General features: G+C 68.5%; 22 protein-coding genes. 10 read left to right on the top strand and 12 right to left on the bottom strand.

Features of this window, described 5'->3' with window-relative positions; all coding sequences use genetic code 11:
* Positions 1-5 precede the first annotated feature (5 nt).
* Complete coding sequence (locus tag ABZ382_RS22665) at positions 6-2744, bottom strand: AAA family ATPase (protein ID WP_357091927.1); 2739 nt, start codon at positions 2742-2744, stop codon at positions 6-8.
* Between the two features lie 306 nt (positions 2745-3050).
* On the opposite strand from ABZ382_RS22665, the gene ABZ382_RS22670 reads away from it, so the two are divergent.
* Both ABZ382_RS22670 and ABZ382_RS22675 read left to right on the top strand, forming a co-directional pair.
* On the top strand, positions 3051-4532 hold the full coding sequence (locus ABZ382_RS22670) for an MDR family MFS transporter (RefSeq protein WP_357091930.1): 1482 nt from the start codon (positions 3051-3053) through the stop codon (positions 4530-4532).
* Between the two features lie 115 nt (positions 4533-4647).
* Positions 4648-4959, top strand: a complete 312-nt coding sequence (locus ABZ382_RS22675; protein ID WP_357091933.1) for a hypothetical protein — start codon at positions 4648-4650, stop codon at positions 4957-4959.
* 3 nt (positions 4960-4962) lie between these two features.
* Here the strand turns inward: ABZ382_RS22675 and ABZ382_RS22680 are convergent, their stop codons facing one another.
* The 6 genes from ABZ382_RS22680 to ABZ382_RS22705 form a co-directional block, all read right to left on the bottom strand.
* Positions 4963-6429, bottom strand: coding sequence for an oligopeptide:H+ symporter (locus ABZ382_RS22680; RefSeq protein ID WP_357091936.1), 1467 nt, complete (start codon positions 6427-6429; stop codon positions 4963-4965).
* Between the two features lie 130 nt (positions 6430-6559).
* Positions 6560-7579, bottom strand: coding sequence for a Ppx/GppA phosphatase family protein (locus ABZ382_RS22685; RefSeq protein ID WP_357091939.1), 1020 nt, complete (start codon positions 7577-7579; stop codon positions 6560-6562).
* Between the two features lie 52 nt (positions 7580-7631).
* Positions 7632-8180, bottom strand: coding sequence for a DUF501 domain-containing protein (locus ABZ382_RS22690; protein WP_357091942.1), 549 nt, complete (start codon positions 8178-8180; stop codon positions 7632-7634).
* Positions 8177-8848, bottom strand: a complete 672-nt coding sequence (locus ABZ382_RS22695) for a septum formation initiator family protein (RefSeq protein ID WP_357091945.1) — start codon at positions 8846-8848, stop codon at positions 8177-8179. Before ABZ382_RS22695 ends, ABZ382_RS22690 begins: the two co-directional genes overlap by 4 nt.
* A gap of 51 nt (positions 8849-8899) precedes the next feature.
* Entirely contained in the window at positions 8900-10186 is a 1287-nt protein-coding gene (gene eno, locus ABZ382_RS22700) for a phosphopyruvate hydratase (protein WP_357091949.1), read from the bottom strand.
* 107 nt (positions 10187-10293) lie between these two features.
* Positions 10294-11025, bottom strand: a complete 732-nt coding sequence (locus ABZ382_RS22705) for a lytic murein transglycosylase (RefSeq protein WP_357091952.1) — start codon at positions 11023-11025, stop codon at positions 10294-10296.
* 236 nt (positions 11026-11261) lie between these two features.
* On the opposite strand from ABZ382_RS22705, the gene ABZ382_RS22710 reads away from it, so the two are divergent.
* The 6 genes from ABZ382_RS22710 to ABZ382_RS22735 all read left to right on the top strand — a co-directional run bounded on the left by ABZ382_RS22710 (position 11262) and on the right by ABZ382_RS22735 (position 18802).
* The gene (locus tag ABZ382_RS22710; RefSeq protein ID WP_357092369.1) at positions 11262-12350 is read left to right on the top strand and encodes a TauD/TfdA family dioxygenase; all 1089 of its coding nucleotides are present in this window, start codon (positions 11262-11264) and stop codon (positions 12348-12350) included.
* A 23-nt stretch (positions 12351-12373) separates the two neighbouring features.
* Entirely contained in the window at positions 12374-13336 is a 963-nt protein-coding gene (locus ABZ382_RS22715; protein WP_357092372.1) for an ornithine cyclodeaminase family protein, read from the top strand.
* 169 nt (positions 13337-13505) lie between these two features.
* The gene (locus ABZ382_RS22720) at positions 13506-14882 is read left to right on the top strand and encodes a Y4yA family PLP-dependent enzyme (protein WP_357091955.1); all 1377 of its coding nucleotides are present in this window, start codon (positions 13506-13508) and stop codon (positions 14880-14882) included.
* 81 nt (positions 14883-14963) lie between these two features.
* Positions 14964-16358: a cysteine synthase family protein gene (locus ABZ382_RS22725; protein WP_357091958.1), complete on the top strand. Its 1395-nt coding sequence runs from the start codon at positions 14964-14966 to the stop codon at positions 16356-16358.
* Positions 16355-17752 (top strand): MATE family efflux transporter, encoded by a 1398-nt coding sequence (locus tag ABZ382_RS22730; protein WP_357091961.1) that lies wholly within the window; start codon positions 16355-16357, stop codon positions 17750-17752. Before ABZ382_RS22725 ends, ABZ382_RS22730 begins: the two co-directional genes overlap by 4 nt.
* 96 nt (positions 17753-17848) lie before the next feature.
* Positions 17849-18802, top strand: coding sequence for a phosphodiesterase (locus ABZ382_RS22735; protein WP_357091964.1), 954 nt, complete (start codon positions 17849-17851; stop codon positions 18800-18802).
* 72 nt (positions 18803-18874) lie between these two features.
* Here ABZ382_RS22735 and ABZ382_RS22740 read toward each other — a convergent pair whose 3' ends face one another.
* Positions 18875-19714 (bottom strand): DUF4389 domain-containing protein, encoded by an 840-nt coding sequence (locus ABZ382_RS22740; protein WP_357091966.1) that lies wholly within the window; start codon positions 19712-19714, stop codon positions 18875-18877.
* Between the two features lie 132 nt (positions 19715-19846).
* A complete protein-coding gene (locus ABZ382_RS22745) occupies positions 19847-20227 on the bottom strand; it encodes a hypothetical protein (protein WP_357091969.1) in 381 nt (126 codons plus the stop codon).
* Between the two features lie 222 nt (positions 20228-20449).
* On the opposite strand from ABZ382_RS22745, the gene ABZ382_RS22750 reads away from it, so the two are divergent.
* Entirely contained in the window at positions 20450-21439 is a 990-nt protein-coding gene (locus ABZ382_RS22750) for an Rpn family recombination-promoting nuclease/putative transposase (protein ID WP_357091972.1), read from the top strand.
* Positions 21440-21443: 4 nt separating this feature from the next.
* Here the strand turns inward: ABZ382_RS22750 and ABZ382_RS22755 are convergent, their stop codons facing one another.
* Genes ABZ382_RS22755 through ABZ382_RS22765 form a run of 3 tightly spaced genes read right to left on the bottom strand, consistent with a single transcriptional unit; the run spans position 21444 to position 22817 of the window.
* Positions 21444-21740, bottom strand: a complete 297-nt coding sequence (locus tag ABZ382_RS22755) for an MTH1187 family thiamine-binding protein (protein ID WP_357091975.1) — start codon at positions 21738-21740, stop codon at positions 21444-21446.
* Positions 21737-22312 carry a TerD family protein gene (locus tag ABZ382_RS22760; RefSeq protein ID WP_357091978.1) on the bottom strand — a complete coding sequence of 192 codons (576 nt, stop codon included), beginning with the start codon at positions 22310-22312 and terminating at the stop codon, positions 21737-21739. The genes ABZ382_RS22755 and ABZ382_RS22760 overlap by 4 nt, the downstream gene beginning before the upstream one ends.
* A 16-nt stretch (positions 22313-22328) precedes the next feature.
* Complete coding sequence (locus tag ABZ382_RS22765) at positions 22329-22817, bottom strand: hypothetical protein (protein WP_357091980.1); 489 nt, start codon at positions 22815-22817, stop codon at positions 22329-22331.
* A 468-nt stretch (positions 22818-23285) separates the two neighbouring features.
* Between ABZ382_RS22765 and ABZ382_RS22770 the strand changes: the two genes are divergently transcribed.
* Positions 23286-24710 carry a stealth family protein gene (locus tag ABZ382_RS22770; protein WP_357092375.1) on the top strand — a complete coding sequence of 475 codons (1425 nt, stop codon included), beginning with the start codon at positions 23286-23288 and terminating at the stop codon, positions 24708-24710.
* Positions 24711-24735 lie beyond the last annotated feature (25 nt).

A 24735-nucleotide genomic window follows, 5' to 3' on the forward strand; every position in this document is an offset into this window, starting at 1 on the left:
CGCGGTCAATGCAGCCGCGCGGCAATTTCTTTCAACTCGCCGCGGGAAGTCACCCCGAGCTTCGGGTACGCCTTGTACAGGTGGTAACCGACGGTGCGGTGGCTCAGGAACAGCTGGGCCGCGATATCGCGATTGGACAGACCCTCGGCGGCCAGGCGGACGATCTGCAACTCCTGCGGGGTCAGGCCGGTAGCGGTCGTCCGCGCACCGGAGGAATCGGCGGCGGGAGCGCCCGCCGCCGACAGCTCGTGGCGGGCCCGCTCGGCCCACGGGCGCAGGTCCAGGCGGTCGAAGACTTCGAGGGCCTCGGTCAGATGGGTGCGGGCCTCGGATTTGCGGCGGGCGCGGCGCAGCCATTCGCCGTACAGCAGTGCGGTGCGGGCGAATTCGATGGGACGGGCCTCCCGATCATGGATCGCGAGGGCTCGGGTGTAGAGGTCCTCGGCGTGATCGTCGTCGAGCAGGGCGCGGCAGCGCAGTACCAGGGCCTCGGCCCAGGGCCGGCCCACCGACTCCGCCCAGCCCGCCAGCTTCGCGAACGGGGCGGCGGCGCGGTCCGGGGCTCCGAGCCGGACGGCGGCCTCGACCAGATCCGGAATCGAGCGGGTGGCGCAGATGTGATGGCTGAAGGGGACTTTCGTCAAACGCTCGAACCGGGAGAGGGCCGATTCGGCGCGGCCGGCACCGAGGTCGAGCAAGCCCAGCGACCAGTGCGCCCAGGGCGCACCGGGGGCGATCGATCCGGGGGTGTCCCCTTCCAGCCCTACGTCGGCGTGCGCACGGCATTCGGCCTCGTCACCGCGCAGGGCGTCGAGATGCGCCAGCACACTGCTGAGTTGGCGCACCCACTGCCGCTGGCCGGTGTCGCGGGCGAGGTCGCGGGCTTCGACGGTGGCGGTGCGCGCGTCGGTCAGACGGCCGGTGAAGATATCGGCTTCGGCGGCGAAGAACAGCACGGTCGGCAAGCGGCCCGCGGCGCCGGCGGCACGGTGCCGGGCCGCCAGGGATACCGCCAGATCGAAGGCGGGGCCGTCCTGGCCGCGGGCCAAGGCCACGCCACACAGGATCAGCAGAACCTGGTCGGAGACCTCACCACGGGAACGGATCTCGGCGAGGGTCTCGGTCAGTGACAGCGGCGTGCCGGGGCCGGTATCGAACAGTCGGCCCAGGAACCGCACGACGGGTGTCACGGCGGGTTCGTCGGTCAGGCGGAGGTCGCCGAGGCGCTTCAGGACCTCGGTCAGTTCAGGCTCACCCAGGTACCAGCCGGTATGGATGGCTTGCACCAGCATTCCCGCGGCCTGCTCCGGATCGTCGGCGGCGATACTCGCGGCGGCGTCGATCAGCAGCCGATGTGCCTCGGGGAACTCGCCCTGCCAGAACTTGGCCAGGGCCTGAACCTGGGAAAGACCGGCGCGCAACGATTCCGAGCTCACCTCCCGGGCGGTGCGGCGGGCCAGGTCTCCGGCTCGCTCGACATCGCCCGATTCCAGGGCCGCCTGGGCGGCCAGGGCCTGTCGGCGCGTACGGTCCTCGGGCCCATCGCTCAGTCGCGCCGCGCGGTCGTAGGCGGCGGCCGCCGCCGTGTGACCGCCGCGTTCACGAGCCCGAACGGCGGTGCGCTCCAACGCATCCGCCACCTGGGCATCCGGACCCAGCGCCGCCGACGCCAGATGCCAGGCCCGCCGATCCGACTGTTCCGGCGCATCGAGGGCTTCGGCCAGGGCCCGGTGCGCGGCCAAACGCTGTCCCAGCGGGGCGCGCTGGTAGACGGCCGCGCGAATCAAGGGGTGGCGGAAGGTGATCGAGGTCCCGGAGCCGGGGCGCAGCAGATCCGCCGCCTCCGCGGGTGCGAGATCGTCGATCCCCGCGCCCAGGCTCGCCGATGCGCGCAGGATTACGGCGGTGTCACCGGATTCATCCGTGGCGAGCACGGTCAGCAGTGTTCGGGTCGCTTCCGGCAGGCGGCTGATCCGGCCGTGGAAGGCCAGTCGCAGCCGATCGGTCAGCGGCAGCGCGCCCGCGGCGAGATCGGGGGTGGCCTCGGCGGCCATGGCCAGCGGCAGTTCCCGCAGTGCGAGGGGGTTGCCGTGCGCTTCGGCCAGCAGCCGGTAGCGGACCGCCGGGGTGAGGTCGTGCTCGTCGATCAGGGCGGCGGCGGCCTCGGGCGACAGACCGGTCAGTCGCCGCTCGGTCAGGCCGACCGCCTCGAACGTACCCTCCCCGTCCCGCACGCCGAACACCATCACCACGCCCTCGGCCCGCAGCCGCCGGGCCGCGAACAGCAGTGCGTCCCGTGACGCCCGATCCAGCCACTGCGCGTCGTCGACGACGACCAGCAGACCCGATCCGTCCGCGTACTCGGTGAGCAGCGACAGCACCGCCAGTCCGGTGAGCATGGGTTCGCGACCGCCGGGGCCGAGTCCGAGAGCAGCCGACAAGGCCTCACGCTGCGGATCCGGCAGGCCGGGCAGCCGGTCCAATGCCGGGGACAGGAGCAATTGCAGACCGGCGAAGGGCAGTTCCGCCTCCGCCTCCAGGCCGGTGCCGCGCAGCACCCGCAATCCCTCGGCACGCGCCGCGGCGTCCTCCAGCAGCACGGTCTTGCCGATCCCGGCCTCGCCGCGCAACACCAGGACCGCGCTGCGGCCCTCGCGCGCGCCGTCGATCAGCGCGCCGAGCGCCTGTTGCTCGTGCTCGCGTCCACGCAGCGGCGGAAGCTGTTCGGCCACGGTCGTTCTCACACCGTCCATCATGGCGGGTAACAGAACAAGCGCCGCCGGGCCGGTGGATGCGGAAAATCGTGACCTGCCTCACTTTTCGATCTTTTCGGCGGTCATAAGCACTGGTGAGAGCACATATTCAGCATCCCGATCAGCGGTGAGACGCCCGATAATCGGATGAATCCTGTCGGACCCCGCCGGAATACTTGTCGCCGACCGATGAGTTGAGCGATCAGTACCCGTCTGCATCGATGTGGCACCCGGACGGCGATCACCGATTCCGCGGACCACCCACCCCTCGAACACGAACACCCCGGAGGTTTACCGATGCCCGCCGACCTATCCGCGAGCTCGACCAAGCAGCGGACACCAACGGTCATCCGGTTGCTGGTGCTCGCGACATTCACGGTCATCCTCAACGAGACCATCATGATCAACGCGATTCCGCGTCTCATGAACGATCTCCACGTGACCGAGCGGTCCGCGCAGTGGGTGTCCACCGTCTTCATGCTCACCATGGCCGCGGTCATTCCGGTGACCGGCTGGTTCCTGCAGCGGGTGTCCACCCGCCGCGCGTACGCCATCGCCATGGGCGTCTTCCTGGTCGGCACCGCGCTCGCCGCGGTCGCGCCGTCGTTCGCCGTGCTGCTGATCGCGCGCGTCATCCAGGCCGGCGGCACCGCCGTCATGATGCCGCTGCTCATGACCACGCTGATGACCGTGGTTCCCGAGCAGGACCGCGGCCGTGTGATGGGCAATGTCACCCTCGCCATCTCGGTGGCCCCGGCCATGGGACCGGTCATCTCCGGCGCGGTGCTCAACTACGGATCCTGGCGCTGGCTGTTCGTGCTGGTGCTGCCGATCGCCGGCGCGGTGACCGTGTTCGGTCTGCGCAACCTGGAGAATGTCGGTGAGCCGCAGGCCGGTTCGATCGACTGGTTCAGTGTGGTGTTCGCGGGCTTCGGTTTCGGCGGTCTGGTGTACGGCCTGAGCAAGTTCGGTTCCGGCAGCATCGCCACCCCCGCCCTGTTCGTTGTCGGTGGTCTGGCCCTGGTCGCCATCTTCGTGGTCCGTCAGATCTCGCTGCAGCGCAACGGCACCCCGCTGCTGGACCTGCGCGTGCTGCTGTCGGGCACCTACGCCAAGGCGCTGGTCCTGATGGCCGTGGCCTTCCTGGCCATGATGGGCTCGATGATCCTGCTGCCGCTCTACCTGCAGACCCTGCGGGAACTCACCCCGCTGCAGACCGGTCTGCTGGTCATGCCCGGCGGTCTGGCCATGGGTCTGCTCGGTCCCACCGTGGGCAAGGTCTTCGACCGCTTCGGCGGACGGGTCCTGGTGATCCCCGGCTCGATCGGCATCACCGCCGCGCTGGTCGGCTTCACCCAGATCTCGCTCACCACGCCCTACGCCGCCCTGGTCGCCCTGCACATCCTGCTGATGGTGTCGCTGGCCGCCGCCTTCACCCCGGTGTTCACCCTGGGCCTGGGTGCGCTCCCCATGCACCTGTACTCCCACGGCAGCTCGATGCTCGGCACCCTCCAGCAGGTGGCCGCCGCTTTCGGCACCGCCCTGGTCATCACGGTCATGACCTCCCGCGCCACCCACCTGGTCGACGGCGGCGAGAACCCGCTCGAGGCCCACCTCGACGGCATGCGCCTGGCCTTCCTGGTCTCCGCGGCCCTGGCGCTGATCGTCATCGTCATGGCGGTCCTGCTCCCCAACCGCTCCGACGCCCCGGCGCACGGCGAGCAGATCCCGGACACCCTGGACGAGCTCGACGACGCCCCGCAGCTGGTCAAGGACTGATTTCCGGATACGAAAGCGCCCACGGCCGAACGCCGTGGGCGCTTTCGTATACCCGCACCGTGTCGCGGGATCTCGGCATACGATTGGCAAACAGTCGGAGAGACAGGAGTCAGCGATGACCAAGTTCCTCGTGCTCTACAAATCCGATCAGTCCGCTCGCGAACGAATGGCACAAGGCACTCCCGAGGAGCAAGCCGCCGGGATGAAGGCCTGGATGGACTGGGCCGGACGCGCCGGCGCCGCGCTCGTCGATCTCGGTTCACCCCTCGGACCGGGCTCGGTCAACGCCGATGGCGGTGTCGGCGGCTTCTCGATCCTGCAGGCCGATTCTGCCGGGGATCTCCAGAAGGTCCTGGAAGGCCATCCGCACACCGAATCGGGCGGCACTATCGAGGTCTACGAATTCCTGGCCATGCCCGGCATGTGACAGTCAGTGCACGCCCTCCATGTGGCGGCTGATCCACGGGGAGAGCGACCAGACGACGATGCCGACGGCGATGGCCACCAGGCCGGTGATGCCGAAGTAGGCGAGTTCGTGGGAGGGGTCATAGTACTTGGCGAGGACGCCGGACATCGAGGTGCCGATGCCGACCGAGAAGAAGTAGAGGGCCATCATCTGGGCGCGGAAGGCGTTGGGGGCCAGCTTGGTTGTGACCGAGAGGCCGATCGGGGACAGCATCAGCTCGGAGACGGCGAAGGCGCCGAGGATGAAGAAGACGATGACGAAGGACACCGATTTGCCCTCGGTGCCGGAGAACAGGGTGAAGAGGAGGAAGGCGGCGCCCATGCCGATCACGCCGAGCGAGAACTTGCGCGGGGTGCTGGGGGCGCGCGTGCCGAGGCGGGTCCACATGATGGCGAACAGCGGCGACAGGGCGATGATCCAGACCGGTTCCATCGAGCCGATCCAGTTGGAGGGGGCCGTCCAGCCGAAGATGGACCAGGTCATGCGCTTGTCGGAGTAGGCCGACAGGACCGTGAAGATCTGCTGGAACAGCGACCAGAAGACGGCGTTGGCGATGAAGAGGGGCATGTAGGCGCGGACCCGGGTGCGCTCCACGGGGGTGACCTTGGCGCTGGTCAGCATGATGCCGAAATAGACGATCGAGGCGGCGGTGATGACGCCGGTGGTGACGTTGGGCAGGTTGGACAGGGTCACCAGCCCGGTGGCGGCGGCGATCGCGACGATCACCGCGAAGGCGGCGAGGACGGCGATCACCTTCGGGATCTCGGTGCGCGGCAAAGGGTTCGGGATGTCGCGGCCGTGCTCGCCGAGATTCTTGCGGAAGATGACGTACTGGGTGAGGCCGATCGCCATACCGATCGCCGCGGCGCCGAAGCCGTAGTGGAAGCCGATGTGGTCCTGCAGTAGGCCGGTGATCAGCGGGCCCGCGAAGGCGCCCAGGTTGATGCCCAGATAGAAGAGGGTGAAGCCGCCGTCCGCGCGCGGGTCGTCCTTGTCGTAGAGGGTGCCCAGCAGCGAGGAGGCGTTCGCCTTCAGGCCACCCGAACCCAGCGCGACCAGCACCAGACCGACGCCGACACCGGCCAGTCCGGGCAGGATGGCCAGTGCGATGTGACCGGCCATGACGATGACGCCGCCGTAGAAGACGGTCCGCTCGGAACCGAGCAGCCGGTCGGCCACCCACGCGCCGAGCACCGTCGACAGGTAGACCAGACCGCCGTACGCGCCGACGATGCCGAGACCGGTCGACTCGGCCATGCCCAGGCCGCCGTCGGTGGTCGAGTAATACAGGTAGTAGCCGAGAATGGTGAGCATCCCGTAGAACGAGAACCGTTCCCACAACTCGACGCCGAACAAATTCGCGATACCGATGGGATGGCCGAACAGGGTCCGTTCAGTGGCCGGTTTCGCGTCGTGTGCTACTCCTGACATACCGAGACCCTCCCATATCGGGCAATCTGACAGCAACCTCGTGAGTTAACCTCCGTCACATTTTCCCAGGGGAAAGTCAGCCCGACCTCGGCATCGGGCAAATGGCCTCGAATGCACTCGAAGAATGGCCTTATCCGGCAATCGAAAGCGCGATGCCGTCCAGGATGTCGTGCTCGCTGACAATCAATTCGGAGATCCCGGCCCGCCGCGCCAGCTCATCCGCCAGCACCTCGGCAACCACCGCGCCACCGCCGATCACATCCACCCGGCCCGGGTGCATGGGCCCGAGCGCGGCCCGCTCGTCGTGGTTCATGCCGATCAGCCGATCGCACACCTTGCGCAAGTCCGACAGCGGCATGCGGGTGAGATGCACTCGCTCCGAATCGTATTCGGGCAGATCCAGCGCGACCGCCGCGATCGTGGTCATGGTTCCGGCGACGCCCACCCAGGTGCGCGCCCGCTCCACCGGCACCACGCCGAAGGCCTGCGCCAGCCGCTCGGAGGCGAAGAAGCGCGCGGACGCGACCTCCTCGCGGGTGGGCGGATTGCCGTGCAGGTGGCGCTCGGTGATCCGCACGCAACCGATATCGGCCGAATACGCCGACTGCACACCGGCGGCGTCGCCGAGCACCACCTCGGTGGACCCGCCGCCGAGATCGACCACCACGAAAGGCCCTGCGGCGCTCGACAGTTCGCCGACCGCACCCGCGAACGACAGCCGCGCCTCCTCGTCACCGGTGATGACCTCGGCCTGCGCCCCGGTCACCACCCGGCCCAGCTCCTCGCCGGTCATGCCGAAGAAGTCCTCGCGGTTCGAGGCGTCGCGGGTGGCGGAGGTCGCGACCATCCGCACGCGGGTCACCCCGTGCTTCAGCATCAGGTCCACGTAGTCGCGCAGCGCGACCCGAGTCCGTTCGATCGCTTCGGGATTCAGCGCGCCGGTGGCGTCGACGCCCTGCCCCAAGCGCACGATCCGCATCTCGCGGTGCACGTCGGTGAGGTGCGGCGCGCCCGCCTCGTCGCGGGTGGCGTCGGCGATCAGCAGACGAATCGAATTGGTGCCGCAGTCGATCGCCGCGATCCGCTCGTGTCCTTCGGCCGCCGTGTCGCCGGCAGCCGCCGAGCTCTGGGCGAATTCCGCATTGCTCATCAGTGACCTCTGAATTCGAGTGGTGCCGAACGACTCCGGCGAACGCGCCGGGTCAGGCGTCGCCGGTGGCCGAATCGGTGCGGTACTGGTCGTATTTCGGCCAGTCGGCGGGGATGGCGGTGCCGCGCAGGCCGTGGTCGGCCGCCAGGGCGACGGCCTCGTCACCGAGCGTATTGAGCCCCGGCCCCTTGGCCAAGGAGTGCGCGATCAGGACGTGCAGGCACTTCACCCGGTCGGGCATGCCGCCCCCGGCGAAGTCGGTGCCCAGGTCCTCGATGGCATTGCGTTCGGCCAGGTAGCTGTCGTACGCGGCGCGGTAGGCGGCGGCCAGTTCCGGATCGCGGGTGAGGCGTTCGGACATGTCGCGCATCAGGCCCGTGGTCTCGAGCCGGCTCGCTTCCGCGGTCAGCCGCGGGTCGGTCAGGTAGTACAGGGTCGGGAAGGGCGTGCCGTCGGGCAGCTTGGGCGCGGTCTTCACGACCGCGGGCAGGCCGTCGGGGGTGTGGTACGCGATGGCGAGCACGCCGCGCGGAGCCCGGCCCAGTTGCTCGGCGACGATCGCGAGATCGCGCTCGCTGGGTTCGTTCTCGGCTGCGGTCACCTGGGTTGTCCTTCCTCGGAGGGTATGGGCGGCGGGGGCGGCGCCGGGGTGGTGGTGGGTGCGGGGGCGGCGACCGGTTGCGGCGACGAGATGCTGCGCCACACCTGCGTGTACCAGGGGTCGGGCTCCCGCGGTTTGGCGGGCTGGGTCGGGATGGCCGGCTGCTCGATTTCGGGGATCTGCACGATGTAGGGGGTGTCCCCCGGCATCACCAGGCGCAGGCGGTCCCGGGCCTCGGCCTTGATGTAGTTCGGATCCTGTTGCTGCGCACGGCGATCACGCAGCACCGAGACTTCCTCTTCCAGCTGATGGTGCTGGGTGGCCAGTTCGGCGGCATCGGTGCGCTGGGTGAAATAGGTGCGCAGCGGGACCGCCAGGGTGAGCGCCAGGCCCGCCAGCACCGCGGCCAGCAGGACCGCGCGACCCGTGGACAGGCCCAGGATCTTGCGTTCGTGCCGTTCGGAATTCGCGGCGGGCGTGGTGCGGCGCTTGGCCTTGGCCGCGGTCCGGGTCTTGCTCGCGACCTTGGCGGCCGCGCCCGACTTGGATGCCGCGGTGGCGGTTTCGGTCCGTTTCCCGCTCGAGGCGGTCTTGGACCGGGTCGAGCGCGACGGGCGCCGGTCACTTCGTCCCGCAGGACTGGTACCGCGCGCCCGTCGCTCCGTCATCTCACACCTCGAAAGTCAGCTGATCGATTGCCTGCTCAGCCCTCGACTATGTCAGCCTTCGAACGCGAAACGCGGGAAGGCCGCGTCACCGGCGTAGCGCGCCGAGTCGCCCAGGGCGTCCTCGATACGCAGCAGCTGGTTGTACTTGGCGACACGCTCGGAACGAGCCGGGGCGCCGGTCTTGATCTGGCCGGAGCCGACGGCCACGGCCAGGTCGGCGATGGTGGTGTCCTCGGTCTCGCCGGACCGGTGGCTCATCATCGTCTTGTAGCCGTTGCGGTGGGCCAGGTCGACCGCGTCCAGGGTCTCGGTCAGGGTGCCGATCTGGTTGACCTTCACCAGCAGCGCGTTGGCCGCGCCCTTGGCGATGCCCTCTTCCAGGCGGTCCGGGTTGGTGACGAACAGGTCGTCGCCGACCAGCTGCACCTTGTCGCCGATCTGGTCGGTCAGCGAGACCCAGCCGTCCCAGTCGTCCTCGGACAGCGGGTCCTCGATCGAGACGATCGGGTAGTTGCCCAGCAGGCCGGCATAGAAGTCCGACATCTCGGCCGCGGTGTGCAGCTTGCCCTCGAACTTGTAACCCTCACCGGTGGTGTAGAACTCGGTGGCGGCCACGTCGAGCGCCAGCGCGATCTCGCTGCCCAGCTTGAAACCGGCCTTCTCGATCGCGGAGACGATCAGGTCCAGGGCGGCGCGGGTGTTGGCGACCGACGGCGCGAAACCGCCCTCGTCGCCCAGGCCGGTGGACAGGCCCTGAGCCTTCAGCACCGACTTCAGCGTGTGGTAGACCTCCGCACCCCAGCGCAGCGACTCCTTGAAGGTCGGCGCGCCGATGGGGGCGATCATGAACTCCTGGACGTCGACGCCGGAGTCGGCGTGCGCGCCACCGTTGAGGATGTTCATCATCGGGACGGGCAGCACGTGGGCGTTCGGACCGCCGACGTAGCGGAACAGCTCCAGGCCCGAGGACTCGGCGGCGGCGCGGGCCACGGCCAGCGACACGCCCAGCAGAGCGTTCGCGCCCAGGCGCGACTTGTCCGGGGTGCCATCCAGATCCAGCAGGGTCTGGTCGACGGTGCGCTGCTCGACGGCGTCGAGACCGATCACGGCCGGGGCGATCTCGTCGAGGACGCCCTCGACGGCCTTCTGCACACCCTTGCCCTGGTAGCGGTCGCCACCGTCACGCAGCTCGACGGCCTCGTGCTCACCGGTGGACGCGCCGGAGGGCACGGCCGCGCGGGTGAGGGTGCCGTCGTCGAGAGCGATCTCGACCTCGACAGTGGGGTTGCCACGAGAATCCAGGATCTCGCGAGCTCCGACCTGTTCGATGATGGCCACGAAACGACACTCCTTCGGCTGCTGACTCGGCAGGTCGCACGGGGACCCCGTGCTGCAGAAAAGCCTAGCAGTGCGCAATTCGCCCCTCGGCCTCACTCCGAGACCGGTCAGACGGTGCGGCCCACGCTGTAAGCGGCGGCGCGATACCGGACGGTATTCATGTAAGTAGTGGACTGGTTGTAGGTGAGCAGGGCCTGCTGCCAGCCGGGAGCCGCGGTGAGGTCGCCGCCCATGGCGCAGAGGTAGCGGGCGGCGGTGAGGGCGGCGTCGTCGATGTTGTCGGGGTCGATCCTGCCGTCGCCGTTGGCGTCCACGCCCCAGCGCTGCCAGGTCTCGGGGATGAACTGGAACGGGCCCATGGCGCGGGCGTAGACCGGGTTCGCGTCGGTGGCGCCGACGTCGAGGATGCGGGCGCGGCCCGGCGAACCGTCCAGGGCCAGGCCGCGGATCGGGGGCGACACCGTGCCGTCGTCGGCGATGCGGGAACCGGCGTGGGTGCCGTGCTGACTCTCGACGCTGGCGATGCCTGCCAGGGTGGTCCAGCCGATCCCGCACTCGGGCTTGGAGCGGGCCAGCACGGCGGCCGCGTACCCGTACGCCTCGAGCGCGAGCACCGGGATGCCGGTCGATTCGCGCTGTTCCTTGGCCCAATCGCGGAGCTGAATCGCGGTGCGGCCCGGGGCATCCAGATCGATCGCGGGCACCGGCGCCCCCGCTCGGGGCGGCATGTCGTCGGGCACCGGCGTGAGATGGGTTGTCCCGCAACCGGTCAGCACGAGCAGAGCGACGGCCGCGCCCACCAGGCCGGCGCGGGTCAGCGGGGCCCGGAGGCCGGCCATTCGGATACGCACACCGTTCATCATCCAGATGGATCGGCGCGCAGGCGAGAAACGTCAACGCGGTTCGTCCGAACGAGACCGATTCGATTACCCTCCGCGCGGGAATCCTATGCGCATTCGCTATTTCTACGACACACCGTTAGGTAAGCCTTGCCAAATTAATGCGGGGGCAATACCGTCTTCGGTCGAGCCGAGATCACCATGTCACCGCCCCAGCCAGGAAGGCCCTTCCCTTGGTGAAAAGCGTTCTCTCCGAACGTCACCCGCTCCACCCCGACCACCCTGACCAGCTCGAACGGCGCGACCTGCCGGAATCCGCGACCCGGGCCATCCGCTACCTTGCCGCTGAGATCGCGGTCACAGTGGGCGCCACGCCGGAGATCGCAGCCACCCTCTCGCATCCGGTCCTGTTGCGCCACATCGACGCCAAATACGGCAGGTTGCCCGACGTCGTGCACGAGGCCATGCGCCCACCCGCCACCGCCGCGGGCGTTGCGGTGATCGGCCGGCTACCGATCGACGAGGACGTGCTCGGCCCGACCCCGTTCAACTGGGAGGAGGCCGCGCACTGGGCCGGCGAACGCTCGCGGCGAGCCGGGTCGTTCGAACTCGACATCGCCATGCTGCTGCTGGCCCGGTGCGCCGGTGAGCCGTTCGGCTGGCACGGGCAGCAGGCCGGGCGGCTGGTGAACAACATCCTGCCCACCCCCGGTCACGAGCACGAGCAGTCCGGGGCCAGCAGCACCGCGCTGCTGAGCCCGCACACCGAGGACGCCTTCCACCCCGAGCGCGCCAACCTGCTGATGCTGGGCTGCCTGCGCAACCCCGACCGGGTCGCCACCACCGTGTCGTCGATCCGGCAGGTGGAACTCGATGCGGCGCAATGGGACACCCTGCGCGCCGCCCGGCTGCCGATCCTGCCCGACATCTCCTACGGCGACGACTTCGGCGACCGGACCGCGCCGCCGATCCCCACCGTCGGGGCCGACGCCGACGGGCCGACACTGCGTTTCGACCCCGCGTACACCCCACTCGACCGGGCCGACGACGAATTTCGTTGCGCCTACCAGCATTTGACCAGCGAATTGCACCGGGTAAGTCGCGCGGTCGCTTTGGCTCCCGGCGAGCTATTGCTGGTGGACAATGATTCCGTGGTCCACGGCAGGGTGCCTTTCGCGCCGCGTTACGACGGCACCGACCGCTGGCTCAAGCGGGTGAATATCCGTCTGCCCCAACGCCGCCGCGCCGCCGCCGAAGCCGACGAGGACGGCTACGGTCAGCGCGTGGTCGCTCCCTTCAGCACGACCAGAGGACAGCACCCGTGAACTACCGCCCCACCCCGCTCCGGGTGCTCAGCCGCAGCGATCTGGCCGATGTCCCGATCAGCCCCGCCGAGGTGGTGCGCGCCGTCGAGGACGCGTATCTCGCACTGGCAGGCGGTGATTCGGACAACCCGCGAAAGCTGAGCGTGGCACATCCGGACGGCTGGTCGGTCGCGTACGCCATGCTGGGCCGCGACGGCCGCCGCCGGGTGGTGGCGATGAAGACGAGCTACAAGTTCGATCCGCACCACGACCGCTCCAACAAGCGGTACTTCACCACCATCTCGCTCTACGACGACTCCACGGGAACGCCCATCGCGCTGATGGATTGCGCCCGCGTCGGCGCGCTGCGCACACCCGCGGTCTCGGCCCTGCTGGTGCGCGAATGCGTCCGGCCGGGCGCGCGCAGCGCGCTGCTGATCGGCACCGGCACCCAGGGGCGCAATGCGCTGCCCCATCTGCTGGCGGCGAATCCGCAACTGAACCGACTCATGCTCTATGGCACCCACCCCGAAGGCCTGGAAGCCGTGTATCAGCAGCTGCTGCACCACCATCCGCACGCGGAACTGGAGACCGTCGACGACCCCAACGCGGCGGCGCGGGAGGCGGACGTCGTCCTCGCCACCGCGGGTCCGGGCACCCAGGTCGCCATCGACTCCGAGGATCTCGCACCCGGCTCGACCGTGGTGCTGGTCGGCTACGGCCTGGCCCCCTCCACGCTGGTGCACGCCGACCGCGTGATCGCCACCAGCGCCGAGCAGATGGCGCTCACCGGAACCGATATGGCGGGCCCGGACGGCCGACTACGCCGGGTCGACGCCGAGCTACCCCAGATCCTGGGACATCGCGCCGTCGGCCGGATCTCCGATGACGAACGAATCTTCGTGTACAACAGCGGGCTGGTGCTCACCGATATCGCCGTCGCCCACGCGCTGGCCAATCGCGCCATCGCCGAGGGACGGGGCACCGAGGTTTCGCTCTGGGACTGATCGCCGGAATTGACCGGCTGGATTCGCCTCAGAAATTCACCCGAAACGGTTATTCGCGACATTGGTCCAATCGATAACCCCTCGGGTCTAACGTTTCGAACGACGCACTCTCATGCATGTTGGCTATCGCCGCGCCCGAGAGGCAGCCCCCACGCGCCCGAAAGGAAAAATGTCCGCCTCCACCGAGACCGTGGTCGCTCCTCCCGGTATCTCCACCATTACCGCCAGCCCGATGCCCGCGCACCGACACGCCTGGGAACAGGGGCTGCTCGACCACCCGGAGGCGTTGCGGCAAATCGCCCGGCAGATCGACGGACCGTTCCACGTCATGTATCCCGACCAGGTCGTGGAGAACATTCGAGGATTCCAGCGGGTGTTCGCCCGGGCCGGCGTGCAGGGCTCGGTCTACTACGGGAAGAAGGCCAACAAGGCCGACTGCGTCGTCCGCGCCTGCGCCGAAGCCGGCTGCGGCGTCGACGTCGCCAGCGTCGACGAGCTGAACGACGCCATCCGGGGCGGCATCCCCGGCACCGACCTGATGGTCACCGGACCGGCGAAATCGGATCGGCTGCTCGAACTCGCGACCCGGGCACGGGCGCTGATCGCGGTCGACGACCTGGACGAGCTCAGGCGACTGAGCACGTCCCCGGAACCCAGCCGGGTCCTGCTGCGGGTGCTGCCGCCGGGCTCCACCAGCCGGTTCGGGCTCACCGAACAGGAACTGGACCTCGCCCTCACCGAGATCGATCGCAACGTTGTCCACCTGCACGGCTTCAGTTTTCACCTCTCCGGCTACGAGGCGGCCCCCCGCGCGGCGCTCACCCACGCGCTGATCGAACGCTGCCGCAAGGCCCGCGTGCTCGACCATCCGATCAGCACCATCTCGATCGGCGGCGGCTTCGGCGTGGACTACGTCTCCGGGGACGACTGGGAGAACTTCCGCAAGGGCGTGAATCCGCGCTGGTTCCACGGTGACCGGGCCCCCGGCGCGGGCTCCTACTACCCGTATCACTGCCCGGTGCCCGGGCCCGCCATGCTCGCCACCATCCTCGGATCCGACGACCTCGCGGACACGCTGCGCGAAACCGGCATTCGGCTGGCGATCGAACCCGGGCGGGCGCTGCTGGACCGCGCGGGCAGCACCGTATTCGGGATCCAGGGCGTCAAAACGCGGTTCGCGCACGGCGTCCCGTACGTCATTCTCACCGCCAACGGGACCAGCCTCAGCCTTTCCGAACAATGGTTCAACAGTGAATACCTGCCCGACCCGGTGCTGTGGCCGCAACGCCCGGGAAATCTCACCCCGACCTGCGTCGGCGGGTCGTCCTGCCTCGAAGACGACATGCTGAGCTGGCGCCGGATCCCGCTCCCCCGGCCCGCCACCACCGATGATCTGCTCATTTACCCGAATACCGCCGGTTATCAGATGGACAGCAACGAGTCCTCATTTCACGGGCTCCCCATTCCGCCGAAGGTAGTCTTGCGAAGCTCGCCGGATCGACGACAATTCAATTGGCGCCTCGATACCGCTCTCGACGCGTTCTGAACCGTTTTCAGTCACCGCCCCGCGCCCCGCTCCAGCGACCTTCCCGAGGAGAAACACTCGATGCCGGTTATCGCCAGGCGAGTGTCCGAGCTGATCGGCCGGACCCCGCTGTTCGAGCTGGCCGTCAGCCCGGCCACCGGGACACGGCTGTTCCTGAAGCTCGAGACCATGAACCCGACCGGGACCGCCAAGATCCGGATGGCCCGGGCCATGGTGCTGGACGCGGAGCGGCGCGGGCAGTTGGGGCCGGGCGGGCACATCATCGAATCGACCTCCGGCAATACGGGTTTGGGGCTCGCGGTGGTCGCGCGCGAACGCGGGTACCGCTTCACCGCGGTGGTCGACCATCACGCGTGCAAGGCCAAGCTGAACGCCATGCGGGCCATGGGCGCGACGCTCGAATTCGTCTCCGACGAGGGTGACGACGGGCTGTCCACCTCCGCTCGGGAGGAGCGGGCGGCGGAGATGGCCGAGCAGGCCGGCGCGTACTTCCCCGCGCAGCACGCCAATCCGGCCAATGGCGTCGGATATGTCGCGCTCGCCGGGGAATTGGTGGCCGACCTCGGGCACGTCGACGTGCTGGTGGCGGCGGTCGGGACCGGCGGTTCCCTGTTCGGGACGGCGCGGGGGCTGCGGGAGAAGGGCTGTGATCCGCGGCTGATCGGCGTCGAACCGGAAGGGTCCATCGCCTTCGGCGGGCCCGGGCACGACTACTGGCAGTCCGGCACCGGGACGCCGATCGGCGCCGAACCCGGGGTGCACGTGGATCAGGACCTCCACCTGATCGACGAGCGGGACCGAGTGAAGGTGTCCGACGTGGACGCCTTCGCCACCACCCGCGCGCTGGCCGCCCGACTGGGACTGCTGATCGGCGGGTCGTCGGGCAGCTCGGTGTACGCGGCGCTCACCCGGATCGACGAATTCCCCTGCCACTCCACCGTTGTCGTGATCATCAACGACGACGGCGAGAAGTACCTCGATACCGTCTTCGACGACGAGTGGATGAGCGACCGCGACCTGCTCGACACCGAACGCGAGGCCGAGATCGCGCGACTGCTCGAGACCCACCGGCCCGCCGCCCGCCCCGACCCGCGCGAGCGGGCGGCGCTGCGGCACCTGCACTACGCGCTGCCCGACGACTACGCCGTCGAACGCGGCCTCACCGGGCGGCCGCTACGCGACTACGCCGACCAGAAGGTGCCCGAGGCCACCCTGATCCACCAGCTGGAACTGGCCGACATGCCCGCCCACGAGATCGGGGAACTGCTCGCCGCCGGCGACACCGGACTGGTCTGCCTCGCTCTCGACAAGTACCGGCAGCGGCTCGAGGACCAGGCCGCCATGGTCGCGCAGCTGCTCGCGAAACTCCGTGGCACCGCGCCCGAACCGCCCGGCACCCACACCATCCTGATGCCGGACGCCACACCCGTCGCGGACGCGGCGACCACACCCGCGGACGGGGCTGCCACGAAATGATCGGGGCGCTTCGGCAATCCGATGGGCGGCAGCTGACCTCGCTGGCCACGCCCATCGCCCTGACCCAGCTCGCCCAGGTCGCGGTGTCCACCACCAATATCGCGCTGATGGGGACGCTCGGCGTGCGGGAAGTCGCCGCCGGCGGGCTGGCGCTGGTGCTGTTCAACCAGATTCGGACCATGTGCGTCGGGCTGATCACCGGGACCGGGAATCAGGTGGCCACCGTGGTGAGCCGCGCCGAGAAGCAGGGACGGCGGGCCGAGGCACTGGTCCGGGAGGTGGTGCGGTCGAGTTTCCTGATCGCCACCGTGGCCGGATTGCTCGGCGGCGCACTGCTGATCGGACTCGGGTGGGCATTGCGATGGCTGGGGCAGGACGCCGCGGTGCTGGCGCAGGCGCGGCCGATGATGGTGGCGCTCGCGCCGGGACTGGTGCCGTGCCTGTGGTTCCAGGTGTTGCGGCAGTACACGGTCGGGATGCAGCGGCCGCAGGCGCTGCTGCTGGTGACGCTCGGATCGGTGGCGCTGAATCTGGTGCTGGCGCTGGCGTTCATGCACGGCTGGGCCGGGCTGCCCGCGCTCGGGTTGACCGGCGTCGGCGTAGCGACCTCGCTGGTCTTCCTGATCACCTTCGGGGTGTTCTGGGCGATGGTGCGGCGGGATCCGAAACTGCGTGCGACGCTGCCGGTCCGGATGTGGCCGGTGCACTCGGCGACGGTGCGGGAGGAACTGCGGCTGGGGACGCCGATCGCGCTCACCTACGGGTCCGAGGCGGGCATGTTCTCGGTGCTGGCGCTGGTCATGGGGAGTCTCGGGGCGGCGGCGCTGGCGGCGCACAATGTCGTCTACCAGATCGTGTACATCGTGTTCCAGGTGGCGATCGGGCTCTCGCACGGGGCGTCGATCCTGGTGAGCCGGGCGGTGGCGCGCGACGAGTACTCGCACGCGCGCTCGGTGGCGTGGCTGGCGCTGCGCTACGCGGGACTGGTCGCGGCGCTCACCGGGCCGGCGTATGTGCTCGCGCCGGACTGGGTGTTGAAGCCGTTTCTGGCCGACAGTGATTCCGCCACCGTGGCTTTGGCGCACACACTGCTGCTGATCGCGATCGTGCTGCAGTTCTTCGACGCCGCCCAGAACATCGGGGTGGGGTTGCTGCGCGGGCTCAAGGACACCAAGGCCGGGTTCCGGCTCTCGCTGGTGGGGTATTGGGGTGTGGGATTGCCCACGGCGCTGCTGCTCGCGTTCCCCGTAGGATTGGGCGCGGCCGGGGTCTGGTGGGGACTGACGGCCGGACTGGCCACCACCGCTGCCCTGATGCTGCGTCGCTACTTCACCCTGCTGCACGCACGTGAGCAGGAACATCCGCGAGTGCTGGCCGGTAGCCTCGGGCATTAGCCCGACACCCAAACCTCACCTTCCCGCAAGCATGCCGTCATTGTGTGCGGGCAATCTGGAAGAAACGGCCTGACGAACATGCCGGGGAGGATGTCCGTGCACATCTCGCGAGTCGCCGAATACGCCAGGGCGGACCATGTCCTGTTCCACTTCAGCGACACCCACCTGATCGCCGCCGACACCGAGCTCTACGGCGCGGTCGACGCGGAGGCGCGACTGTCGACGCTGCTGGGCCAGGCCGAGGCCAGCGGCATCGCCCCGACCGCCATCGTCTTCACCGGCGACCTCACCGACCAAGGCGAGCCCGGCGCGTACCGCAAACTGCGGGACCTGGTGGAGCCGTGGGCCGAACGCATCGGCGCCCCCGTCGTCTGGGTGGCGGGCAATCACGACGAGCGCGGCGCTCTCCGCGAGCACCTGCTCGACGAAACCCCTTCCGCCGCACCGTTCGACGCCGTCCACCTGTTCGACGGCCTGCGCGTCATCGCCCTCGACACCACCGTCCCCGGCCACCACTGGGGCGAGATCACCGATGCCCAATTGGCCTGGCTGCGAGACGTTCTCGCCGAACCGGCCCCCTTCGGCACCGTCCTCGCCATGCACCACCCGCCCATCCCCTGCGTCCAGGACCTGGCCGTCCTGGTGGAGCTCCGCGACCAGCGCCGCCTGGCCGACGTCCTCGACGGCACCGACGTCCGCGCCATCCTCGCCGGCCACCTACACCTGTCCAGCACCGCCACTTTCGCCGGAATCCCGGTCTCCGTGGCCTCCGCGACCTGCTACAGCCAGGACATGTCGGCCCGCGACGGCGGCCAGCGCGGCCGAGACGCCGCCCAAGCCTTCAACTACGTCCACATCTACCCGGACACCATCGTCCATTCGGTGGTCCCCATCGGCCAGGGCCCCACCGTCGGCACCCCCGCCGACCCCGACCAGGCGGCAGCCAAACTCGCCGACGCGGGCATCATCATCCCCCCGGCGGCCCGCATCCCCCACGTCCTCCGCCGCCGCACCGAAGCCCCCGAATCCGACGGAGAATCAATCCTCTGACTGCTCCCGCGTGTCAGCAGGCGAGTAACTCGGCTAGAAGGCGCGAAATGGCCTGCGGAGGGCTGATTCGGGCTAGGGGGTCGGGCGGGGCCATTCGATGTGGGTCGGCTGGGACGGTCCGTCTTCGTCGGTGCTGAAGTCGGCGCTGGGGTTGAAGAAACTCCAGATGAGGCCGAGCACCAGGATGATCCAGAGGAGGACCTTGCCCGCCTGGGAGACCAGGAGGGGGCGGGTCGGGGAGGACGGGGTGAAGCCGGGCGGGAGGGCCGCGCCGGGTTCGGGGATCGGGCCGTCGCCGAAGACCTGCTTGAGGTAGGTGGGGGTGAGCATGAGCCAGTAGGCCTCGGTGCGGATCTGGACGCGGAGGACTGCCGACGTCGCCTGGAAGAGGGCGGCGGGCATGCGGCCGGTGATGAGGACGATCAGCCAGACGATCGGGGAGATGACCATCCAGCCGGTGGAAAGCCAGGTCGCGAGGACCTGGATGGGGAAGCCGAGGATGAAGCGGAAGAGGACGGCCCAGCGGTTGAGGCGGGTGGGGGCCGGGAAGAGCACGCGCACCGGGTAATTCACGTCGACGTCGAAGGTGAACGGGGGGTACTCGTCGACCAGGAGGTAGAGGTAGCCCTCCACGCGGGCCGTGTAGGCGACCGTCCACCGGAGGTAGTCGGCGCACCACTGGGGTAGAGCGCCGGTGATCAGAGCGCCGAACCAGCCGATGATCGCCACCACGAACTGGCCGAGGAACAGGATGAACAGCACGAACAGGTGCGGGATGGCGAGGATGAAGCGGATCAGGACGGTCCAGCGGCGCTGCTGCTCGGGCGGGAAGACGTCCAGGTCGACGCTGGGCTCGAAGATCGGCTGCGGCGGCGGCATCGACGCCGGCGGCATCGGCGGGTATTCGACCATGATCGCGCCTCGCTTCCAGATCCGTAATCGGCGGAAAGTGACGTTTCCTGGTCAGCGTCCCACATGAAACAAGGAGCGCGCCGAGGGCGCGCTCCACGAATTCAGGACAATGGGTTAGGGGAATCGAGGCGATCAGTCGATCTTGACGCCGAGGCCGTAGTCGAGGGTGCGGTGCTGCGGCGAGGTCACCACCAGCTCGTAGGAGCCGTTCACCGGCAGGGTGAACTTGGCCCACTGCTGCCCGGAGGTCAGGGTGCCGGTCGGGCCCTTGACCGTGACCACCACGTCCGACCAGTACGGGGCCGCGCTGACGATCATCGTCTGCCCGCCCCGGGCGTCGAGCTTGTAGTGATCGCTGTCGAACCCCTGCAGGTGGCCGCTGACAAAACCGTTGTCGGTGCCGTAGGCGAAATGGATCTGACGGGTCTCGTCCGCGGAAGCCGAACCGGTGCCCAGAATGGTGGCGGCGGAAGCGGCGGCGAGAACGGCGGAGGCGATGAACTTCTTTTTCATGCCGTAAGCGTCCGGCCCGCCACCAATCGGATTCCAACAGAAGACTATTGGCCCGACATTCCGCCGCCACCGTGCCCTTCCGAATGATCGGCCACGACGACGCGTAGTTGGAACGCAAACCATGAAACGGGGCGAGCTCGGTCCGCGGGACGCCGCGTGTCGCACCGCGAGTGCGGGTGAAACCAGCTGTCGGCCAAGGACAACCGGGTAGCTTGCTCCAATATGGCTGAGCCGCCGAACAATCCGCACGACGCCTACTTCCGGCGAGTCCTTGAGCAACCCGCCAACGCTGCCGGTGAGCTGCGGGCCGTACTACCGGCCTCCGTGTCGGCCCGCGTGGACTGGGACGCACTGCGCCTGCAGCCGTGCAGCTACGTCTCACCAGCGCTGCGCTCACGTTTCAGCGATCTACTGTTCCGCACCCGCCTCGACGGTCACGACGCCTACCTCTTCCTGCTCGTCGAACACCAGAGCCGACCCGATCCACTGATGCCCTTCCGGATGCTCGAATACACCGTCCACATCTGGAACCGCTATCTCGCCGACCACCCGAAAGCCACCACGTTGCCCGCGGTCGTCCCCTTGGTCGTGCATGCCAGTCCCAAGGGTGAGCGCTGGACACGACCCACCGAGCTGGCCGATTTGATCGACATCGACCTCGAAACTCGCGCCGCCCTCGGACCCCATCTGCCCCACCTGCAGTTCCTTCTCGACGACCTCACCACCGTTGACGTGGCCGCACTTCGAGCACGGGACCTCACACCCGAGACCCGTGTGATGCTTGTGCTGCAGAAGATCGCCGCACGCAGCAATAACCTGGGTGAACAACTCCTGCCGCTGCTGGGGGACCTGGTCACGATGTTCGCGGCTCCTGGCGGTAGAGCCCGGCTCGAGTGCGTGGTGACGTACATTCTTACTGTCAGCGAAACCGGTGAATCCGACCTGGACCCGATCGTCGAACGACTCGGTCCCCACGCTAGGGAGGTCATCATGACAACCGCAGATCGCCTCCGCGCGGAGGGCCAAGCGCTGGGTGAGGCGAGGGGCGAGCTCCGGGGGCGAGCCGAGGCCCTGTTGGAGCAACTGTCTCTGAAGTTCGGAAAGTTGCCGGCGGCAGTGGTCGCCACGGTGCGTGACGCGGATTCGAGCCAACTGCGTGCGTGGTCGGCACGCGTGCTGACCGCCGGCAGCCTCGACGAGGCGATTCGGTGATGGCTCAGTCCGCCGCGAGGTAGCGTTCCACGGTTTCGACCTTGCCGGTCATCGCGCCGGTGACGCCCAGGCGGATATCGGCCTTGAGTACGAGGCTGCAGCGTGGGGCAACCGCGGTGATGGCGTCGGTGGCCTGTTTCACCACGGCCATCACTTCGTCCCATTCACCCTCGATGATCGTGAACATCGAGTTGGTCTCGTTGGGCAGGCCGCTCGCGCGAACGATGCGAACGGCCTCGGCGACGGCGCGGCCCACGTCCGCGCCGACGCCCATGGGTGTCACCGAGAAGGCGACGATCATACGTTCACGCCGTAGTCGCGGGCGATCCCGGCCAGGCCGGAGGCGTAGCCCTGGCCGATGGCGCGGAACTTCCACTCGGGGCCGTGGCGGTAGAGCTCGCCGAAGACCATGGCGGTTTCGGTGGAGGCGTCCTCGGTGAGGTCGAAGCGGGCCAGCTCGGCGTTGGTCACCGCGTCGATGACGCGGATGTAGGCGTTGCGGACCTGGCCGAAGGACTGGCGGCGGACGTCGGCCTCGTGGATGGAGACGGGGAAGAAGATGTTGGTGATGGTCGGCGGCATGGCGGCCAGGTCGACATTGATCACCTCGTCGTCACCGTCGCCCGCGCCGGTGAGGTTGTCACCGGTGTGCTCGATGGTGCCTTCGGGCGAGCGCAGGTTGTTGTAGAAGATGAAGTGCGCGTCCGACAGCACCCGCTGATTGGATCCGCAGGCCATGGCACTCGCGTCGAGGTCATAGTCGGCACCGGTGGTGGTGCGCACATCCCAGCCCAGCGCCACCGCGACCTTGGTCAGATTCGGGGCCTGTTTGGACAGCGAGACATTTCCGCCCTTGGCCAAGCTGACAGACACACGATCTCCTTCGATCTCAGTTGCGGTCGGCCGCCATTGCTTTGAGCGTCGCGACCCGATTCTCCAGATAGCGTAGTTCGGTGTCGTCGAGGACGGTGCGCTGAATTCCCGAGATCACCGCGAAAGCCGACTGACGGTGGTCGTCGATCACGTCGACGGTCAATTCCACCGCCACGTAATCGTCCGCGCCGGGCAGCGGATCCGCGATCACCTTGCCGGTGCCGCGGGCGCACAACGCCACATTGCCGCCGCCCAGGATGAGCAGCGCCAGCTCCGGCCGCTCCCGCAGCCGGGCCAGCGAGCCGCGATCCGACTTGAGGCTGAGCAGGATCCGCCGGTCGCCGGCGCGCACCGGCCAGGAGACGGGGATCGCGTGCGGGGCGGGATCGGTGGTCACCAGCACCGCGATGGTGTCCAGCGGCCACTCGGGTAGAACGTCCAGTTCGGGGTGGTCGGGTTGCGTGTCCGTCGAGGGCTCCTGACGTTCCCGGGCGTCGGCTACCATCTGTTTCCCCTCACCATCTGGGTTCGCGCAGCGGGCTGGACTGCGCTGCCCGCAAGTGTATGCCGTTGCCGCACTGGCTCGCTGGCCGCCGAAGCGGGCCCCAGGACGTGCCGGATAAGGGTGTTTCGTCCGTTACGACTGTGAAAACACCTCTGGACCTGCGGGGAAACAGATTGACGAGAAGCGATAACGGTTGCATCATTCGTAACAGTCCCTCGACTCGACGAGGTCACGCGAGTAGCCGGCCGATGACCGCCCGGTGAAGTTCGCCTGTGGAAACACGCCCCGCATCACCCGTCCGCCCCGTTCTTCTGACTGCGCAACAGATTTCACGGCGTGTACCGGCCCGGGCGTGTCCCGGGCCGGTAGGCGGCTGTGCCGGCGTGGCCGCCGCAAGACGTGAGGTGAACGGCCCCGAAGAGAGCGGAGATGGCGATGGTGGACATGGGTGCGGGACAGCAGCCGGAGATGACGGAGACGGTGGGGCGCGCGACGGTGGCGAATCTGGCTGTGTCCGAGGCGGTCATCGACGATCTGCGCTACCTGCGCTCCGAATTGACCGCCGCCGAGGTTCCCTACCTGCTGGTTCGTGACGCCGACCATCGCCTGGTGCTGTCCGTGGACACCGGTCACAGATCCGCGCTCAGGCGGGTGCTGGGGGCTGCCATGGTTGCCGGATTCTCCTGTAATGAGAAGCCACACAACGTCTTCCGGCTAGGTCGAGACCTGGACCCGGCCCATCACGTGGAGATCGAGCTGTGGGAATACCACGGCGACACCGTGGAATGCCCGCGCCCGAACGCGCTGACCCGCATGGTCTTCGACCTCGCCGACGTGGAGCCCACGACGGTGCTGCTCTATGACGCCAGCTGGCCCACCCTGGCCGGGATGTTCACCCCCAACCCCGTCGACGTCGGCTTCGACATCGACATCGTCTTCTCCTGGGTGGACGGCTCCGACCCCGAATTCCGGGCCCGCCGTGCGGGAATGCTGGCGCAGGTGGTGGTCGGTGAGGGCGACGAGGCGGACGCCCGCATCCGGCAGATCGACGAACTGCGCTACGCGCTGCGCTCGGTCCGCAAGAACGCGCCGTGGATCCGCCGCATCTTCATCGCCACCGATTCCCGGGTCCCCGACTGGCTGGGTGACGATCCGCAGGTCACCATCGTCCGCGCGGTGGACCACTTCTCGGATATCAGCGGCCTGCCGATCTTCAATTCCCATGCGGTGGAATGCCAATTGCAGCATATCGACGGATTGTCGGAGCATTTCCTCTATTCCAACGACGACATGTTCTTCGCGCGCCCGGTCCGCCCGTCCATGTTCTTCACCCCCGCGGGCATCAGTCGCTACATCGAGGCGGGCACCCGCATCGGCCCGGGCACGAACAACGAACGGCGCAGCGGTTTCGAGAACGCGGCCCGTGTCAACCGCGCCCTGCTGTCGGAGCGCTTCGGTCACGTCATCACCCGTCACCTCGAGCACACCCCGGTTCCCTTGCGCCGCAGCGTCCTGCTGGAGATGGAGCAGGTCTTCGCCGAGGACTTCGCCCGCACCCGCGCCAGCCGCTTCCGCGCCGCCACCGACATCTCGGTCACCAATTCCCTCTACCACTACTACGCCCTGCTCACCGGTCGCGCGGTCCCCCAGGAAGCGGCGAAGATGCGCTACGTCGACACCACCAGCTACACCGGTCTGGCGCTGCTGGACGGGCTGGAGAAACGCCGGAACGTGGATTTCTTCTGCCTCAACGACGGCAGTTTCCCGGAGGTCCCGGAAGCCGAACGGGTGCGGGCGGTCTCGGAATTCCTGGAGTCGTATTTCCCGGAGCCAGCGCCGTGGGAGAAGCCGGACGCGGTCACCATGACGGCCTTCGAATCGGGCGCGGCCTGACCGGGCCGGCGGCCGCGCCCGAGCC

It is taken from the genome of Nocardia sp. NPDC005825 (genome assembly GCF_040630175.1).
Lineage (GTDB): Bacteria > Actinomycetota > Actinomycetes > Mycobacteriales > Mycobacteriaceae > Nocardia.

Coding starts and splice junctions, on each gene's coding strand:
- ABZ382_RS22670 (WP_357091930.1), top strand. CDS start 3,051: ATGCCCGCCGACCTATCCGCGAGCTCGACCAAGCAGCGGACACCAACG.
- ABZ382_RS22675 (WP_357091933.1), top strand. CDS start 4,648: ATGACCAAGTTCCTCGTGCTCTACAAATCCGATCAGTCCGCTCGCGAA.
- ABZ382_RS22680 (WP_357091936.1), bottom strand. CDS start 6,429: ATGTCAGGAGTAGCACACGACGCGAAACCGGCCACTGAACGGACCCTG.
- ABZ382_RS22685 (WP_357091939.1), bottom strand. CDS start 7,579: ATGAGCAATGCGGAATTCGCCCAGAGCTCGGCGGCTGCCGGCGACACG.
- ABZ382_RS22695 (WP_357091945.1), bottom strand. CDS start 8,848: ATGACGGAGCGACGGGCGCGCGGTACCAGTCCTGCGGGACGAAGTGAC.
- ABZ382_RS22705 (WP_357091952.1), bottom strand. CDS start 11,025: ATGGCCGGCCTCCGGGCCCCGCTGACCCGCGCCGGCCTGGTGGGCGCG.
- ABZ382_RS22720 (WP_357091955.1), top strand. CDS start 13,506: ATGTCCGCCTCCACCGAGACCGTGGTCGCTCCTCCCGGTATCTCCACC.
- ABZ382_RS22730 (WP_357091961.1), top strand. CDS start 16,355: ATGATCGGGGCGCTTCGGCAATCCGATGGGCGGCAGCTGACCTCGCTG.
- ABZ382_RS22740 (WP_357091966.1), bottom strand. CDS start 19,714: ATGGTCGAATACCCGCCGATGCCGCCGGCGTCGATGCCGCCGCCGCAG.
- ABZ382_RS22745 (WP_357091969.1), bottom strand. CDS start 20,227: ATGAAAAAGAAGTTCATCGCCTCCGCCGTTCTCGCCGCCGCTTCCGCC.
- ABZ382_RS22750 (WP_357091972.1), top strand. CDS start 20,450: ATGGCTGAGCCGCCGAACAATCCGCACGACGCCTACTTCCGGCGAGTC.
- ABZ382_RS22755 (WP_357091975.1), bottom strand. CDS start 21,740: ATGATCGTCGCCTTCTCGGTGACACCCATGGGCGTCGGCGCGGACGTG.
- ABZ382_RS22765 (WP_357091980.1), bottom strand. CDS start 22,817: ATGGTAGCCGACGCCCGGGAACGTCAGGAGCCCTCGACGGACACGCAA.
- ABZ382_RS22770 (WP_357092375.1), top strand. CDS start 23,286: ATGACGGAGACGGTGGGGCGCGCGACGGTGGCGAATCTGGCTGTGTCC.